The 15,682-nt window shown below is 57.9% G+C and carries 15 protein-coding genes; 3 read left to right on the top strand and 12 right to left on the bottom strand.

Features of this window, described 5'->3' with window-relative positions:
* Positions 1-92 precede the first annotated feature (92 nt).
* Positions 93-1,430: a DEAD/DEAH box helicase gene (locus tag CKW17_RS22170; protein WP_095121644.1), complete on the bottom strand. Its 1,338-nt coding sequence runs from the start codon at positions 1,428-1,430 to the stop codon at positions 93-95.
* 52 nt (positions 1,431-1,482) lie between these two features.
* Complete coding sequence (yedA, locus tag CKW17_RS22165) at positions 1,483-2,418, bottom strand: drug/metabolite exporter YedA (protein ID WP_095121642.1); 936 nt, start codon at positions 2,416-2,418, stop codon at positions 1,483-1,485.
* Between the two features lie 163 nt (positions 2,419-2,581).
* Between yedA and CKW17_RS22160 the strand changes: the two genes are divergently transcribed.
* Positions 2,582-3,034: an Lrp/AsnC family transcriptional regulator gene (locus CKW17_RS22160; protein ID WP_095121640.1), complete on the top strand. Its 453-nt coding sequence runs from the start codon at positions 2,582-2,584 to the stop codon at positions 3,032-3,034.
* 134 nt (positions 3,035-3,168) lie between these two features.
* On the opposite strand, the gene CKW17_RS22155 is transcribed toward CKW17_RS22160, so the two are convergent.
* The 3 genes from CKW17_RS22155 to CKW17_RS22145 all read right to left on the bottom strand — a co-directional run bounded on the left by CKW17_RS22155 (position 3,169) and on the right by CKW17_RS22145 (position 5,169).
* Positions 3,169-3,774, bottom strand: a complete 606-nt coding sequence (locus CKW17_RS22155) for a PolC-type DNA polymerase III (protein ID WP_077574644.1) — start codon at positions 3,772-3,774, stop codon at positions 3,169-3,171.
* A gap of 21 nt (positions 3,775-3,795) precedes the next feature.
* Positions 3,796-4,275: an NYN domain-containing protein gene (locus tag CKW17_RS22150; protein ID WP_016986151.1), complete on the bottom strand. Its 480-nt coding sequence runs from the start codon at positions 4,273-4,275 to the stop codon at positions 3,796-3,798.
* A 138-nt stretch (positions 4,276-4,413) separates the two neighbouring features.
* Positions 4,414-5,169 carry a DUF2076 domain-containing protein gene (locus CKW17_RS22145; RefSeq protein WP_095121638.1) on the bottom strand — a complete coding sequence of 252 codons (756 nt, stop codon included), beginning with the start codon at positions 5,167-5,169 and terminating at the stop codon, positions 4,414-4,416.
* Positions 5,170-5,347: 178 nt separating this feature from the next.
* Between CKW17_RS22145 and CKW17_RS22140 the strand changes: the two genes are divergently transcribed.
* Together CKW17_RS22140 and CKW17_RS22135 are read left to right on the top strand one after the other, a co-directional pair.
* Complete coding sequence (locus tag CKW17_RS22140) at positions 5,348-6,022, top strand: YciC family protein (RefSeq protein ID WP_095121636.1); 675 nt, start codon at positions 5,348-5,350, stop codon at positions 6,020-6,022.
* A gap of 75 nt (positions 6,023-6,097) precedes the next feature.
* Positions 6,098-7,177: an endonuclease/exonuclease/phosphatase family protein gene (locus CKW17_RS22135; RefSeq protein WP_095121634.1), complete on the top strand. Its 1,080-nt coding sequence runs from the start codon at positions 6,098-6,100 to the stop codon at positions 7,175-7,177.
* Positions 7,178-7,303: 126 nt separating this feature from the next.
* On the opposite strand, the gene CKW17_RS22130 is transcribed toward CKW17_RS22135, so the two are convergent.
* From CKW17_RS22130 to CKW17_RS22100, 7 genes are all read right to left on the bottom strand, one after another.
* Positions 7,304-8,488 (bottom strand): MFS transporter, encoded by a 1,185-nt coding sequence (locus CKW17_RS22130; RefSeq protein WP_095121632.1) that lies wholly within the window; start codon positions 8,486-8,488, stop codon positions 7,304-7,306.
* Positions 8,485-9,720 carry an acetyl-CoA carboxylase biotin carboxylase subunit family protein gene (locus CKW17_RS22125; RefSeq protein WP_095121630.1) on the bottom strand — a complete coding sequence of 412 codons (1,236 nt, stop codon included), beginning with the start codon at positions 9,718-9,720 and terminating at the stop codon, positions 8,485-8,487. The genes CKW17_RS22130 and CKW17_RS22125 overlap by 4 nt, the downstream gene beginning before the upstream one ends.
* 36 nt (positions 9,721-9,756) lie before the next feature.
* Positions 9,757-11,139 (bottom strand): FAD-binding oxidoreductase, encoded by a 1,383-nt coding sequence (locus tag CKW17_RS22120; protein WP_095121628.1) that lies wholly within the window; start codon positions 11,137-11,139, stop codon positions 9,757-9,759.
* A gap of 142 nt (positions 11,140-11,281) precedes the next feature.
* Positions 11,282-12,214, bottom strand: coding sequence for a hypothetical protein (locus CKW17_RS22115; RefSeq protein ID WP_095121626.1), 933 nt, complete (start codon positions 12,212-12,214; stop codon positions 11,282-11,284).
* Positions 12,204-12,947: an alanyl-tRNA editing protein gene (locus CKW17_RS22110; protein WP_095121624.1), complete on the bottom strand. Its 744-nt coding sequence runs from the start codon at positions 12,945-12,947 to the stop codon at positions 12,204-12,206. Before CKW17_RS22110 ends, CKW17_RS22115 begins: the two co-directional genes overlap by 11 nt.
* 12 nt (positions 12,948-12,959) lie before the next feature.
* Positions 12,960-14,102 (bottom strand): histidinol-phosphate transaminase, encoded by a 1,143-nt coding sequence (locus tag CKW17_RS22105; protein ID WP_256586277.1) that lies wholly within the window; start codon positions 14,100-14,102, stop codon positions 12,960-12,962.
* On the bottom strand, positions 14,099-15,682 hold the full coding sequence (locus CKW17_RS22100; RefSeq protein WP_095121619.1) for a phenylalanine aminomutase (D-beta-phenylalanine forming): 1,584 nt from the start codon (positions 15,680-15,682) through the stop codon (positions 14,099-14,101). Before CKW17_RS22100 ends, CKW17_RS22105 begins: the two co-directional genes overlap by 4 nt.

Genomic DNA, 15,682 nt, shown 5'->3' with positions numbered 1-15,682 from the left:
CAACAGAAGAATCAGGTCGGCGTACTTCGCAAGCATCCCCCAATCAGTCCCCTCTCCCCCTGGGAGAGGGTTAGGGTGAGGGGCTTTTGACTTTAAGGCTTGCGCTTACGCGGCCCAGTATTAAACACCGGCACCTTACGCACAGGCTTGACCGAAGGCTCCGGCGCCTGCGTCTCGCCGCTGTCGACCCACTTGCCCAGATTGCGCTTGCCGCCACCACCCGTAGCTTTCGGCTTCTTCGGTTTTTTCGGCTTCTTGATCACCTGACCACTGGCATCGGTATCCGGCACACGGTGCTCTGGTTCGAAATCCGGCTCGTTCTGACGCTTCAACGTCTGGCGAGTCAGCATTTCAATCGCCGACAACATGTTCACTTCATCCGCGCAGACCAGCGAGATCGCCTCACCGGTTGCTCCCGCACGACCGGTACGACCAATGCGGTGGATGTAGTCTTCAGCCACGATTGGCAGATCGAAGTTGATCACCAGCGGCAGATCTTCGATGTCCAGACCTCGCGCAGCAACGTCGGTGGCCACGAGAATCTGCACTTCACTGAGCTTGAAACGATCCAGCGCGCGCTGACGGGTCGCCTGCGGCTTGTCACCGTGGATACCGTCGGCATTCACGCCCAGGCCCTGGAGTTTTTCCACCAGCGCATCGACACCATTGCGGGTCTTGGCGAACACCAGCACCTGCTTCCACTTGTTCTTGCGCATCAGGTGCACGAACAGTTCGGCCTTGCGCTTCTTGTCCACCGTGACGATCCACTGCTTGACGGTGTTGGCGGCGACGTTGCGCGGGCTGACTTCGACGGTCAGCGGGTCGTTGAGCATCTGCCCGGCCAGCAGGCGGATGTCATCGGAAAAGGTCGCGGAGAACAGCAGGGTCTGGCGCTTTTTCGGCAGCATGCGGTAAATGTTCGCCAGTTCTTCGGAGAAGCCCAGGTCGAGCATACGATCGGCTTCATCCAGCACCAGAGTCTGCAACTGATCGAGTTTCAGCGCGTTCTGGCGGAACAGGTCGATCAGGCGACCTGGCGTGGCGACCAGCACATCGACGCCGCCGCGCAGCTTCATCATCTGCGGATTGATGCTGACACCGCCGTAAACCGCATAAGTGCGCAGCGGCAGGTTTTCGGCGTACTGGCGCACAGACTCATGAACCTGCTCGGCCAGCTCGCGGGTCGGCACCAGAATCAGCGCGCGCGCCGAATTGGCTGCGACTTTCGGCCCTTCCATGGCCAGCAACTGCAACAGTGGCAAGGCGAAACCGGCGGTTTTGCCGGTACCGGTCTGGGCCGCTGCCATCAGGTCACGACCAGCCAGCACGGCCGGAATGGCTTGCGCCTGAACCGGCGTCGGGGTCTGGTAGCCGAGCGTCTCGAGGGAGCGCAGCAAGGGTTCGATCAGGCCAAGGGTGGCGAAAGTCATGGGAGTACCGTAGGAAAAAATGACGCGGGCATGCAATGCCGCGCAGTTTACCCTAATTCGTACGCTGTTCTTCGCGAACGGCTGTCGGCGCTACGATCGGCGGCTGTGCCGGACGGCGCCACTGCGGCAAGCCAATCAACACCACGGCGCTGATGATCACCAGCATCGCCAGCGCTTCCTCGATCCCGATGGTCTCGCCAACAAACACAATCCCCAGCAACACCGCCACCGCCGGGTTGACGTAGGCATAACTGGTCGCCGCCGCTGGACGCACGTGCTTGAGCAAATACATATAAGAGTTGAAGGCGATGATCGATCCAAAGAAGATCAGGTACGCCAGCGCCAGCCAGCCTTCAACTGGCGGCATTGCTTGCAGACGCTCGCCACTGACGGCGCTGCCGATCAGCAGCACCACACCGCCGACCAGCATTTCAACCGCACTGGCCATCGCGCCCTGCGGCAACGGCAAATGTCTGCTCCACACCGAACCGAACGCCCAGGTCGCCGCCGCGAAAATCAGCAGCGCCGCGCCCATCGGACTCGATTGCAGGTTGGAACCCATGTTGAGCATGGCGATGCCAATAATCCCCAACGCCACCCCAGCCCATTCCAGCCGAGTGTTACGCGCGCCCCAGAAATATCCACAGAGCAAAGTAAACAATGGCACCGTCGCCACCGCCAATGCCGCCACACCCGAAGCCACACCCGTGTGCTCGGCCACGCTCACCGCGCCGTTACCGAAACTGAGCAGCAAAATCCCGATGATCCCCGCCGCTTTCCACTGCGCCCAGGTCGGTACCGGCGCCCCGCGCCAGCGCAGGAAGGCGTACATCAGGCTGCCGGCAATCACGAACCGCACACCGCCGAGCATCAGCGGCGGCCAGTATTCGACGCCGATGCGGATCACCAGATAGGTCGACCCCCAAATCACATACAGCGCAAAAAACGCGGCGATCAGCGGCAAGGAAAAACGGCGCAAGGCAGGCATGGGCAACTCGAAAGTCTGGCTCAGGGGATGGATTATTCTAGAAAGGCTGACGAGCAAAAATAAGTTACAAAACCTGTTTATAGCGCCGGTACACTTTGGAAATCACGGAGATCGCTGGAATAAACCACGATTTCGAAAGTCTGGCATTTTCAGGAGTCCGGCCTTGGACAAATACGACCGCATGCTGCTCAGCGCCCTGCTCGAAAATGGCCGCGCGTCCTACGCCGACCTCGCACGCAAAGTGAACCTCTCCGCCCCCGCCGTCGCCGAGCGCGTAGCCAAGCTAGAGGCATCCGGAGTGATTACCGGGTATGAGGCGAAAATCGATCTGTCGAAAATCGGTCTGCCGATCCAGTGCATGATCGAATTGCGCCTGCACCAGAACGGCAGCCAGAAGGTCTACGACGAACTGGTGAAAATCCCGCAACTGACCGAGTGTTTTCGAGTGACGGGCGATCCGTGCGTGATGATGAAGGCTGCGGTGGGGTCGATGACGGAACTTGAAGAGTTGATCAATCGGGTGGCGAAGTTCGGCTTCAGCAAGACGTCGATTGTGTTGTCGAGCGCCATCGAAAAACGCGTGCCGCTCGGCCAGATCGAAGGCAACGGCAAATAGTCCGGATCACCACAAATCCAATGTAGGAGTGAGCCTGCTCGCGATAGCGGAGTATCAGTCGAAACAAATATTGACCGACACACCGCTATCGCGAGCAGGCTCACTCCTACAGGGGTTTTGTGCTGGATTGGGGATCAGCGATAGCGCTGCAGATGTTCGCTGACTTTCGCGGCCGGGACTTTCTGCAGTTTGCACAGCAGGTCATGCGATAGCTCGCTTACACCGTGCTTGTGCCGCAACTCATCCGCCAGATGCGCCATCAGGTTGGCCGCCATCTCGGCATCGGCCATGGCCCGGTGAGCCTGACCTGTATGCGGCAGGCGCGCGAAAGTGGTGAGGGTGCCGAGTTTGTGATTCGGCGCGGCGGGCATCAGTCGGCGAGCCAAAAGTAGAGAGCAGGCAAAATTCTGCAACCGCGTGCGCTTGATCCGCCCCAGCTCAAAGTCCCAGAACTTCTGGTCGAACGATGCGTTGTGTGCGACCAGCGGCGTGCAGCCGACAAACTCATTGACCTCGTTCATCACCTGCTCCGCCGAGGGCGCGGTGCGCAGCATGGCGTTGCTGATGCCGGTCAGTTGTTCGATGAACGCGGGGACGCGGACGCCGGCGTTCATCAGGCTCTGGTAACGCTCGACGATGCGGCCGTTTTCCAGCATGACCACGGCGATTTCCGTGGCGCGACAGTTGCTGTTCGGCGACAGGCCGGTGGTTTCAAAGTCGATGACTGCAATGCGTTCCAAACCGGGTGGTACTCCGTCAAATCAATTCTTTAGAAGCAGCGCGCCTTCGATCGGCACGTAACGGCTGGCGGCGCGGATCAGCGAGTTGGCGGTCAGGCCCGGCACGCCATAGGCTACCGCTTGCACGCCGTGTTTGCTGATGATGCGTTCGAGCAGCATGTCGAAATCACCGTCACCGGAAGCCAGGACGACTTCGTCGACGTGGTCGGCGGCGTCCATGATGTCGAGGGTGATGCCGACGTCCCAGTCACCCTTGGCCGAGCCGTCGCTGCGCTGGATGTAGGGTTTGAGCTTCACGGTGAAACCGAGGTTGCGCAGGATCTGCTGGAACTGCTGCTGCTTGCTGTCGCCGCGGTCGATCGCATAGGCGTAGGCCTCGACGATCTGCCCGTCCTTGCTGATGTCTGCCCACAGCGCGGCGTAGTTGAAGTGACAACCATAGGCCTGACGCACGGTGTAGTAGAGGTTCTGCACGTCGGCGAACACTGCGATTTTTTTCACCGGAGTTCCTGTGGGCGCGCAAGCGCTCGAAGCGGGATCAGGCGCAGGGCCTGAAAAAGGCGCTCAGTATGCCAGCCATCAGGAGGGTTCCGCGAATAATCGGCCCGAAGCCCTCAGGGGCTCCGGACGAATGGTGAGTCAGACGAAGGAATCGTCGTCATCAAAGAACGAGGAGTTGTCGTTGCCGTAGTCGGTGTCGGTGAAGCCGCCCTGGTCGTTGCCAGAGAAGCCATTGTCCGCCACACGCTGATCATCGCCCCAGCCGCTGCTGCTCTGGTCGGCAACCTGCGCAGGTTCTTCCTTGATCACTTCAACGATTTCTTCCGGCTGCTGGTTGTGATGGAACAGACTGCTGATGCCCTGCGCCAGCATCACACCACCGGCCACACCGGCCGCAGTTTTCAAGGCGCCACCGAGGAAGCTGCTGCCCGCCGCCGGAGCGGCTTGTTGCGCATAGTTAGGCGGCGCTGCACCGAAGTTCTGTTGTGGCGCCGGAGCCGCGTAATTCTGCTGCGGCGCCGGTTCGCGCCAGCCGCCAGTCGAGGCAGGAGCGCTCTGGGTCGGCGCCGGACGTGGGCTGCCACCAAAAATGCTCGACAGGAAACCACCGCCGCCGCTCGGCGCGGGTGCGGCACTCTGCGCCTTGGCCGATTGCAGCTCGGCCTGTAATTGCTGGACTTGTTGAGTCAGTTGCTTGTTCTGCTCGTCGAGGCTCTTGAGCGCCGCCTCTTGCACCAGAATCGCCTGGGTCATGAAATAACCTGCCGCTGGCTGGCGGGTCAGGTGTTCCTTGATCCGCGCCTCAGCCTGGGCGTCGCGCGGGGCTGCCTCCGTTTCGGCCTGTTGCAGCCGGGAAAACAGTCCATCGATCAGGGTTTGCTCTTCGCTGTTCATGGCGACCTCGTAGATTGCCGGGGATAACATTGCCCTCGTCCACGTTGGCCGAGGTGCTCTCATGTAATGGAGACGGTGACAAAACGTTTCAATGACCTTTACCGAATGTTTACGTTTGTGTCGCGCCAGCCATCATCGGTTAAAGTGAGCCACTGTTTTCGACCTGCGATACCGACTGATGAATGCCCTCGAAGTACTGCGTGACTCTCTGTATTTTTTCAAACGCCATTTGGGCAGCATCGTGCGGTTGTGCCTGCCGTTGGTGATTTTCGAAGCGTTCCTGCAACAAATTGTCGATCACGCCAGCGGACCGGAAAACATCTCGGCGATCAGTATCGTCGTCGGTCTGCTGGTGTATCCGCTGTACACCGCGGCGCTGATCCTGTTCCTTGATGCGCGCAGCCGTGGCGAGGCGCCGCGCAACCGTGATCTGCTGGCAATGGCTGCCACTCTGTGGCCGCGCTTCGCGTTGCTCACGGCGCTGAATACCTTGCTGATTCTGTTGGGCCTGTCGCTGTATTTCCTGCCGGGCCTGATGTTGATGGTGATGCTCGCGTTCGGCGAATACCTGCTGGTGCTGCGCGGCATGGGGCCTTTGCAGGCGATGAAGGAAAGCCTGCGCCTGACCCGTGGGCATTTCTGGCGGATCCTGCTGTGCATTCTCTGTGTGATGACGCCGCTGTGGTTGCTCAAAGGCGCAACACTGGCGGTGTACCCCGAGCCCCAGAATCCTGTGATCGCCATACTGATCGACAGCGCCCACAGCTTCCTGCAACTGTTCACCAGCGTAGTGTTGTTTCGCCTGTTCATGCTGATCAGCGAATTGCCTGACAAACGTGACAGAGCGGTCTGACAGCTCTGCGCTTGGGCTTCGAGACAGCCGTCAGGTATGCTCGGGGCCACTTTCTGTAACGCTATAAGCCGAGCCATGACCCGTCTACTGCGCTACACCCTGTTGCTTGTTGTGCTCGCCGTCGTGTTGATCGGCGCGCTGATGTTCAGCCTGACCTGGCGCCCCGATGCCCGCGAAACCCTGCCGGTCAGTTGCACGGGAAAGCCACCGACGCTGGTGCCGGGCCAGGCGCTGAAAGTCATGACCTGGAACGTGCAGTACCTGGCCGGCAAACGTTACGTGTTCTGGAATGATCTGGCCCAGGGCAACGATGAAGCGCCGACCCTGGAAGACATGGCCTTCAGCCTCGATGAAGTGACGCGGGTGATCCGCGACGAGCAGCCCGATGTGGTGCTGTTGCAGGAACTCGATGATGGCGCCAAGGCCAGCGACTACCAGGATCAGCTGAAGTTATTGCAGGAACGCGTTGCCGACCTGTATCCGTGCAGCGCCAGCGCGTTTGACTGGAAAGCCGAGTTCGTCCCCGACGCTCATGTTTTCGGCAGTGTCGGGCGACAACTGGCGACCCTGAGCCGCTACCGCATCGAACACGCCGAGCGCCTGCAATTGCCGGTCGCCTCAGCCAACTTCATCAGCCGTCAGTTCCAGCCAAAAGATGCCCTGCTCGCAACCAAGCTGCCCCTGAGCGATGGCGGGCAACTGACCGTTTTCAATACCCATCTGGAGCGTGCCAGGCAACCCGACGACACGTTGCAGGCGCAAGTGAGCGCCGTGGCAAAAGTGCTCGACAAGTACGAAAGTCAGGGCCTGCCGTGGTTGATCGGTGGCGATTTCAATCTGCTGCCGCTGGGTCAATATCGTCGCTTGCCTGCCGAGCAACGCGCGCCATACTCCGCCGACAGCGAACTGCACCTGCTGTGGGACAAGTACCCGATGATCCCGACCAACAACGAAGCTGGCGGCATCGACCGTTCCCGATGGCTGACCCACTACCCTAACGATCCCGGCTTGAATGGTCCGGATCGCACGGTCGACTATCTGATCTACAGCCCGAAGATCAAACGGGTCGAGGCGATGGTGCGGCAGGACGACACCTTGCGCATCTCTGATCATTTACCGGTGATCGCCCGCTTCCTGCTCCCCGCCGCCCCATAATCGAGATAATCCCGTGTAGGAGCAGCCTTCGGCAGTTCCTACCGGAGCACGTTTCAGTGGGCTTTCTCCTGATTGCGTGCAAAACAACCGACAGCAAAACCCGGCGACTGAATGCATCTCCCACCCTCAGGATGTCTGGGCAGACCTCTGCTCGATTTCAATGCCGATAAGCGGACGCTTCATGGCCATCGACACCCACGCGCCGACGGCTGCGATGACGCAGGCGGCAAATCCCAGCAGGAAGGACAGAAAGCTGAGTTCTTGCGCGACGGCCAGAAGTCCGAGCACCGCAGCGGTGGCTTCGGCGGCCCCCCACACACAGGTCTGCACCGCCATCGCGACAGAGCTGCGCCCGCGCCATATCTTCACGGCTTGAGCCTGATACAACGGGCCACAAATCATCTCGCCAATCACGATGAACACCACGACCAGAAACAGAACCGCCTGAGCTTGCGAGGAAATGGTCAACAGCAGGCAACCCGCGCCGATCAACAGGTTTGAGACAATCACCCGCGACAAACGCGACACCCGCTGAAAAAGCGCAGTTACGTAAACCTGGCTGAAAATGATGATGCCGCTGGCGACCAGAAACAGGATGCCCACCAGCTCACTGGAAAAGCGTTCGGTCGCGTAGGTAGGAAACACGTAATAAAACTGCGCATAACCCATCATCGTCAAAAAGTTGATGGCCATGAAGGCAACAACCTTGGGCGAAGCCTCGGGCAGTCCGGCCAAGGAGGCATTACCCGCTGGCTGCAATCCCGCTGACCGGGCCACATGAGGAATCAGCGTGGTGGACGCGGTTGCCATCACGCCTAACAGTAATGGCAAGGCGACAAACCAGTAACCCGCGCCGGCCAGAATCAACGACGCCACAAAGGGCGCAACGCCAGCGCCAGCGTTGGCAGCGACATTTTCGTAGGACAGAACACGTTCATGCTCGGCCTCACCAAAGTACTGAACGATGTAGGAAATCTGGGAAATCGTAGCAATCGAATTCGCGACTCCGAACACTACCACCAGTGCGATCCACAGCAGTGTGTGGGTGATCCCCAGCGCTGCCGTCAGCAACATGCAGCACGCGGCGACCGCCACACAGAACAACGCAAGGGCAATTTCCCGCCGTCGGTCAACCTTGTCCAGCATCCCTTGAAAGGCCAATGCGCCAATGCGGTTTGAAACAATGGCGAAGCCGACGACGACGCCGGCAGCACTGGTGCTCAAGCCCACGGTCGAGTTTAACCAGATGGCCATGAACGGGTAGAAACAGCTCCAGGCTGCAGACGAAAGAAACCGCACGAAATAGATCATTGGAATACCGGGCTTCTAGGGCCGCGATCAGTCAGAACGCGCACTTGAGCGATCTCGTCCACGACCACGTCGGCGTAGCCGGTCAGCATGCCGATCCATGCGTAGTCAGACGTACCGATCGGTACGATCAGGCTGCCGACATTGGCGATTGGCGTATGAATGGACGCCAGTGGCGGTATCTCCCAGTCTTGCACGACGGCCTCATGGTCCAGGCAATACCAGTAACTCAAGGTCTGTCGACACTGTTCGACAGGTGAGTAGTGAAGCGTGCCTTCCAGCAACCCCAACGGCAGCAACGCAACCTGTTGCAGCACGGTCGCCGGCGCCAGGTCGTAGGCCAAGGCAATTTGCTCGACGATACTTGCGCCACCCAGACGTCCCATGTTGGCGTCGATCAGATAAGCCGTGGCCGGGGTGGCGATAAATTCGCAATGAAAGAAACCGTTATCGAATTCCGAGCGCTTGATCAGGTCGCACACGGCCGTCTCCATTTTCGAACGCACGGAGGAAGCGATTACCCCATTGGCTGGAAACCGGTTGGCAACTTCAGTGAAACCGACACGATCACGTTTGGACACGCCCAGGAACGTCACCTGCCCGTTCTGGGCAAACCCTTCCATGCTGACGAGATCGCCCACGCAATGCGCCTGAACAATCCAGGTGATGTTTTCAGGATGATCGATTCCACTCTGCAGAATCGCTGACCTGATCACTTCGGCCGGGTCGGTATCCGCCGCGATAGTCAGCAGCATCGTGGCCACCGCACCTGAACCAACCGAGGGTTTCAGCACCACGTCGTTGCCCACACCCGGCGTCAACCAAGGAATGTCGAGGGTTGCATCGGCCAGCGAAACGCAGGACTCGGCCGGAACATGTTCAGGTACCAAACGCCCGACGAATTCCTTGGACGACAATTTGGCAAATACGGCTGGCGGCGCATTGAAACCAAACTCTTCGGCAATCGCCGATACCACGGGAAACAGTTCATCAAAGAAGGTTGTAATGCTGTGAATCCGACCTGCCAATTCTGCATGAGTCTTCAAGTAGGAAGACAAGGCGTCTGCATCACTGAATCCTGGAATGCAGGTGACGCCCTCGAATACAGATTTGGCCGTGCCGTGAAAACCCGATGGGTCAACGGACAGAATCGGCTCGAAACCCACGCTGCGGATCGCATCGCAAACGTACTTGATGGAAACCTTGTTGATTCCAACGATCAAAATATGGCGCATCTTTCATATCCGTCCGTAAAAATGAAAAAAAGATGCTTATTGAGCATCGACAGTGCGTGGGTGATACATCTTGCCGGGGTTGAGGATGTTCGCTGGGTCCAGTGCCGCTTTGATCGCCCGCATGCAGTCGAGCGCCGCGCCGTGCTGGGCCGACATCCATTTCACTTTGCCCTCGCCGACGCCATGCTCACCGCTCACGGTTCCGCCGAACGACAATGCCCGACTCGACAAACGACTGAGGAAGGCCTGAATCGACACGCTTTCGTCTTCACCTTCCTGAAGCATGATCAACAGGTGAAAGTTGCCGTCGCCGACGTGGCCGATCAACGGTGCATCCAGCCCGGAAGCGGCGATGTCTGCCACGGTAGCGCTGATGCAGGCACTCAGGGATGACAGCGGGACACAGACATCCGTGGCCAGCCCCTTGCGCCCTTTGTAATACGCATGAAATGCCCACCAGGCGTCATGCCGGGCCTTCCACAGGGCCGTGCGCTCTTCGAGCCGATGGGAGATTTTCAGTTGGCCGCCAAACTCATGCGCGCAGTCGATAAAGCCTTCAACGCTACTGGCGACGGTTGAGGTGTCACCGTGGAACTCAAGAAACAGATGGGGATTTTCCGGCAAATTCAACGAAGGAGAGTAAGCGTTGCAGGCGCGAACGGCAGTGACATCCAACAGTTCGATGCGTGCGACCGAGAGGCCTTGGCCGAGTGCACTGGCCACCGTTTGCACCGCATCATCGACGGAGGCAAACGAGCAGACGCCAGCGACAATCGCTTCCGGCACCGGATGCAATCTGACGTCCAGCTCGCTGAACAGTCCAAGGGTTCCTTCCGAACCCACGGCAATCGCCAGCAGATCCAGGCCCATGGCGGATTTGGGCGCTCTTGAGCCGATTTGCGCCACCGTTCCGTCAGCCATTACCCAGCGTGCCGCTTTGACATTGGCAGCCATCGTCCCATAGCGCACGGAGTTGGTCCCTGAGGCGCGTGTCGCAGCCATTCCGCCCATCGAAGCATTGGCACCAGGATCGACTGAAAAAAACAGCCCCGTTTCGCGCAAGTGACTGTTCAATTGTTCGCGGGTGACACCCGGCTGAACCGTGGCGGTCATATCGGTCGTATTGATGCCGACAATTGCGTTCATCTCGGAACAGTCGATACAGACGCCGCCCTGCGGCGCGTTGATTTGCCCCTCAAGGGATGAGCGCGCTCCCGCGGCAATGACTGCCACGCCGTATTCGTGGCAGAGCGACACAACCTCAACGATTTCCTGCTCGTTTCGAACCGTGACGACGGCATCGGGCGGGCTTAACTGGACGCCGGGAGGCGCCTGGCAGAATTGTTGCCGGATGCTGTGTTCAAGCCGTAAGCGCTGGCCAAACAACTGACACAGTTTTTCAATTACCTGCGTATTCATTACTCTCGTCCCTGTTTTAACTGATCACTGTCCGATTTGTTTTTATCGGTCGCATTGCGGCGCCATCCCGCGCACTCCTTTGAGCAGTCGACTGACGCAGTTCATCCCACAGGGAGGACGGTGAATACCGTCCTCTCCATAATTACTCTTTATCTTCTTTCGCGGTTCGGGCTGCACGCCCGTCGTATTCGGGACGGCCCGAAACAATCAGGCCGAAGAAGTAAGGCTGAGCACCTGAATCCTCAAGTTGGGTACCTGATTTGTTATGCACTTCAATCAAGGAAAACAGATCGACGAGACGATCCTGAATCTGCTCTATTTCCGCGTCTTTCAGGGTCACCATCGAGCTGTATTTGAAAGAACCTGAAACATCAAAGTATTCACTTTTTTCAGGTTTGAGCAGTGATCGTTCCACCTCATGGCGCAGGAACATATCCTTCAACTTCAATGCGTCAACAGACCTTGGCATCCTCAGCGTGGGCGCATGACGGACAAACGGCTCTTGGGGGGCGTCGCGCTCCTTGGAGACAAGATTCAGAAAAGCTTCGGTCCGTTGATCATAAGCAAGGCCAAGTTGCTGGCAAACCAGCTGCATTTCCGCAACGCCAGCGCTGTCCACCATATAGAGGTAGGTCATCAATGGCAGCAGTTCGAAGTTCTCTTCGAATGCCTTGATCACCTCTTCGGTAATGATGAACTCCCGCTCGTAGCGGCTCAGGCTCAATGCCCGACGCAATATCTTCGAATCATGCTCTCTGAGTTCGATTCTCGAAGAAAGATCGGTGACCTCGACACCTTTGCCAAATAACATTTCATGCACATCGCCCGGCAACAAATCTCTGAAGTAGTGCCAGTAATAATCAAAGCTGGCTTTACTGTCGACATCGATACCCAAGTGATCATGCAATTCTACGGCGGCATCGATGCTCAGGTATTTTCTTCCTGCCTCTACGTCGCGGTAGTAATTAGCCGAGAAAGGAATATTGACATCTTCGAGAAACGTCGAAATCTTCAGATGCCCGGCATCGATCCGCAGCTGCATCAAAAACGCACCAAACGCTCGTTTATTCTCCAAGCGCTTGAGCCTCTGCCGACAGCGTGATAATCACCCGGGTCGTGTTTTTCTTGATTTTCATACTGGAAGTTACCAAGCCTATTTCCTGCGTATTACGCACATGAACTCCCCCACAGGGAATTGACCAGTTTTCGCATTGCCACCAACGAAATCCATGTCCCTTGCTCGTATCCGCTTCCGTACGAATCTCATGACTTGCAGAGCAAAACGCGTTCAGGGCAGCGGTTGCCTGCCTCAAACTGTTTTCATCGAACTCTTCGATAAACTCGTATTGATTTTCCCCCCCGGCGTCACTCAACGGCGAACGTACAGGGTGTGGAATCGAGCGCCCCAGCGTTTCTTCAAGCATGCAGTGGATCAAATGCATGGCTGAATGAATCCGCATCTGATGATATCGCAATGACCAATCAAGGGATGCAGTCGCCTTCTGGCCAACTGCATGGGCGCTCAACAAGGCAAACGCTTCATCGTTGATATTCAGGTAATGCCGGATCTGATCGTCGCGCTTCTTCGTCGCGACGATTTCGAGTTCCGGCAAAGCGAAGCCTGCCTCCGTGACCGGAATGCTCAACACTCCTCGATCCCCGAGCTGACCGCCTCCTTGCGGGTAAAAGACCGTCTGGCCAAGGAGCGCAAAAGGCAGGCCCATGTCGTCGCGCTCAAGCAGATCGACTCGACAATCCAGCTGCTTCAGATACGGGTTTTCGTGAAACAAAGGCAGTGTTTCGCTCATTCTTACCTCGAGTCAGGTCTCTTTCATGGGTGTTGCAAACTGATGCGAAGCGCTTGGGATTTCCGAGCCGCCACAATTCTGTCGAGAACTGTCGGTGTGCAGCTGTTTTCGAAGCACATCACACAATCCAGTCATTTGCATGTCGCTGCCAATCGAGATCCTGAGGCAGTGATCAAGGCCATAATCGGTCAACGGCGCAGTCAGGAAACCTTCACTTGCCAGGCAGGCATGCAACGCCTGGCACTCCTGCGTGTTTTCGAACTCGACAAATACAAAGTTGACGTACTGGCTTCTAGCCGCAATGCCACAGGCATTGAACAGACGGACGATCTTTTGCCCCCACGCGACGCAATGTGCCGCCGTTTTTTCCAGATGCTCGGTGTCCCACAGCGCGTACTCTCCAGCGCGGGCGGAAAACGCGCTGACGTTGTAAGGCGCACGACGCGCTTGCAGCACTGCAATCAGATCAGCACTGGCATAGGCCCATCCCAGCCGTAAACCCGCGAGCCCATAGGCCTTGGAAAACGTTCGCAGGCATATTGCGTTGTTGCGAATATTGACGACCTGCACACCTGGCGAGTTTTCCCGGTCCGGGGCGAACTCTGCGTACGCTTCGTCGATGATGACCGTCGTACTTTCCGGGATGGTGGCAACCAGCCTCAGCAGCTCAGCCGGCGGCAGATAGTCCCCCAGCGGATTGGATGGGTTCACCAGCACCACGACGTCCAGTTTTTGTTGCAGGGCCGTACTCAGCGCAGTTTCGTAACCTTCACCCGCAACCGGAACCATCTCACTGTAGTCAGCGCCCAGTAGTTCGGCCCTGATTTTGTACATTTTGAAACTGTGCTGCTGAGCCACGAGGCGGCTGCCAGGTTTCAACAGACTGCGCAGTGCAATATCGATCAGTTCGTCAGACCCCGCCCCTGGCATCACTCGCGCAGGATCAACATTCCATCGCTCGCCGATGGCCGTGCGAAGCGACTTGTACGTCACCTCCGGGTATTCGCTCAGAAGCGCAGGCATCGATGTGCACAGATGCAGCGCCAGTGCCGATGCACCCAGCGGATTTTCGTTGGCATGCAAGCGAGCATCGGGCATCTCGACGGGCACCGTAGCCTGCCCGGCCAAGACAGGGTTATCACTCGGCGAACTCATCGGCCATGCCCCCCGAGAACCTGCGCTACGAGACTTTCCAGATACCCGGTCAGAGCGATATCACGATCGAGATAAGGGATCAGCTCGCGCACCTGTGCATGCCACGCACGTCCGCGCGGACTCAGCTTGGCGCTACCGCGAATGTCTGCTGCCTGAGCTGCACAGATCAGTTCGAAGGCGATGACATAGCGCGTGTTCTGCAGCACTTCAGCCACACGACGCGCGGCAATAAGGCCGAAGGAAACCACGTCCTGAAAGTCAGCCGTGGTGGTCAGCGTCTGGATCGAAACCGGTGTGGCCAGCGAACGGTTTTCTGCAGTCAGGGAAGCCGACATGAATTGGCCGCCCATGAGGCCAAAACGCAGACCGCCATTTTCTGCACAGAGGAAAGACGGCAGACCGTTGCTGTTGGCTTTCGTCAGGAAACGATCTATTCGACGGTCGGCAAGGTTACACATCGTGATCATCGAAATCGTCAGATAATCCATGGCCGAAGCGATGTACTGCCCATGGAAATGGCCATTGTGGAACACCTCGCCATTCTCCGGCGTGACCAGCGGATTATCGTTGGACGAGTTCAGTTCATTGGCCACTATCCGCTCGACGAACTCGATGGTTTCCAGTACCGGCCCCAGAATCTGCGGTGTGCAGCGAATCGAGTAGGCATCCTCGATGGGCATGGCTTCCTGGCGAACTGCGTCGGTGCGCAATGCACTCAGCTGCGATGAGAGCTCAATGTCATCGATCGCCAGTTCCGAACCTTGCAGATCGTCCCAGATTGTCTCGGCGATTTTCTGCTGGCCCAGATGCGGTTTCAACTTGTGGACGTCAGGGTGAAATGGACGTACTCGGGCCTGCAGTGACTCGAAAGAGAACGCCGAGATCGAGATGTATTGTTCAAGAAGCTGACGCGCCTCGACCACGTTCATCGCCGCGACAGCGACCATGCAGGACGTGCCATTGATCAGCGCCAGTCCTTCCTTGTAGCTCAAGTGCAACGGTTTCAGCTGCAACTGTTCAAGCGCCTGCGCCGCCGGAACGCGCACGCCATGGAGGTAAGCGTAGCCGTCACCGGTCAACATCCGCGCAACAGCCGCCAACGGTCCCAGATCACCGCTGGTGCCCAGGGAACCTTTGCTGGGAATCTCAGGAATCAGCCCGGCGTTGTAAATGGCAATGTATCGATCAAAGTTCTCCAGCGAGATCGCCGAGTTACCACGGGACAAAGAAACAATTCGTGCGAACATCGTGGCGCGGGCGACGCTGTCGGGGAAGCGCTCACCAACGTTCGTCGATACACCTTGAATAAGGTTGGATTGCAGCTCATGGGCTTTCTCGAGCGGCACAAGGTGATCCACGAACCCGCCCATGCCGGTGTTGACGCCGTAAATGACCGCCCCTTGCGCAACCAGATTTTCCAGCGCCTCTCTCGAGGCCTGGACGCGCTGTCGCGTGGCTTGCGAAGCGACCACGGTTTTCCCCGGTTGGGCAAACGCGATCAGGTCCTTGAGGCATACGTCGACTCCGGGAGTCAGTACAAACGTGCTATCGGAGGCGAAATCCCTTTCCTGAATTGTCAT

The organism is Pseudomonas sp. Irchel s3f10, from assembly GCF_900187515.1.
Taxonomy (GTDB): domain Bacteria; phylum Pseudomonadota; class Gammaproteobacteria; order Pseudomonadales; family Pseudomonadaceae; genus Aquipseudomonas; species Aquipseudomonas tensinigenes.
Note: the sequence above shows the minus strand (reverse complement) of the source record. Positions and strands in the feature narration are given on the sequence as shown.

Bases quoted from the DNA above. Each gene is read 5' to 3' on its own strand.
- CKW17_RS22170 (WP_095121644.1), bottom strand. From the start codon at position 1,430: ATGACTTTCGCCACCCTTGGCCTGATCGAACCCTTGCTGCGCTCCCTC.
- yedA (WP_095121642.1), bottom strand. From the start codon at position 2,418: ATGCCTGCCTTGCGCCGTTTTTCCTTGCCGCTGATCGCCGCGTTTTTT.
- CKW17_RS22145 (WP_095121638.1), bottom strand. From the start codon at position 5,169: ATGAACAGCGAAGAGCAAACCCTGATCGATGGACTGTTTTCCCGGCTG.
- CKW17_RS22140 (WP_095121636.1), top strand. From the start codon at position 5,348: ATGAATGCCCTCGAAGTACTGCGTGACTCTCTGTATTTTTTCAAACGC.
- CKW17_RS22135 (WP_095121634.1), top strand. From the start codon at position 6,098: ATGACCCGTCTACTGCGCTACACCCTGTTGCTTGTTGTGCTCGCCGTC.
- CKW17_RS22130 (WP_095121632.1), bottom strand. From the start codon at position 8,488: ATGATCTATTTCGTGCGGTTTCTTTCGTCTGCAGCCTGGAGCTGTTTC.
- CKW17_RS22125 (WP_095121630.1), bottom strand. From the start codon at position 9,720: ATGCGCCATATTTTGATCGTTGGAATCAACAAGGTTTCCATCAAGTAC.
- CKW17_RS22120 (WP_095121628.1), bottom strand. From the start codon at position 11,139: ATGAATACGCAGGTAATTGAAAAACTGTGTCAGTTGTTTGGCCAGCGC.
- CKW17_RS22110 (WP_095121624.1), bottom strand. From the start codon at position 12,947: ATGAGCGAAACACTGCCTTTGTTTCACGAAAACCCGTATCTGAAGCAG.
- CKW17_RS22105 (WP_256586277.1), bottom strand. From the start codon at position 14,102: ATGAGTTCGCCGAGTGATAACCCTGTCTTGGCCGGGCAGGCTACGGTG.
- CKW17_RS22100 (WP_095121619.1), bottom strand. From the start codon at position 15,682: ATGACAATTCAGGAAAGGGATTTCGCCTCCGATAGCACGTTTGTACTG.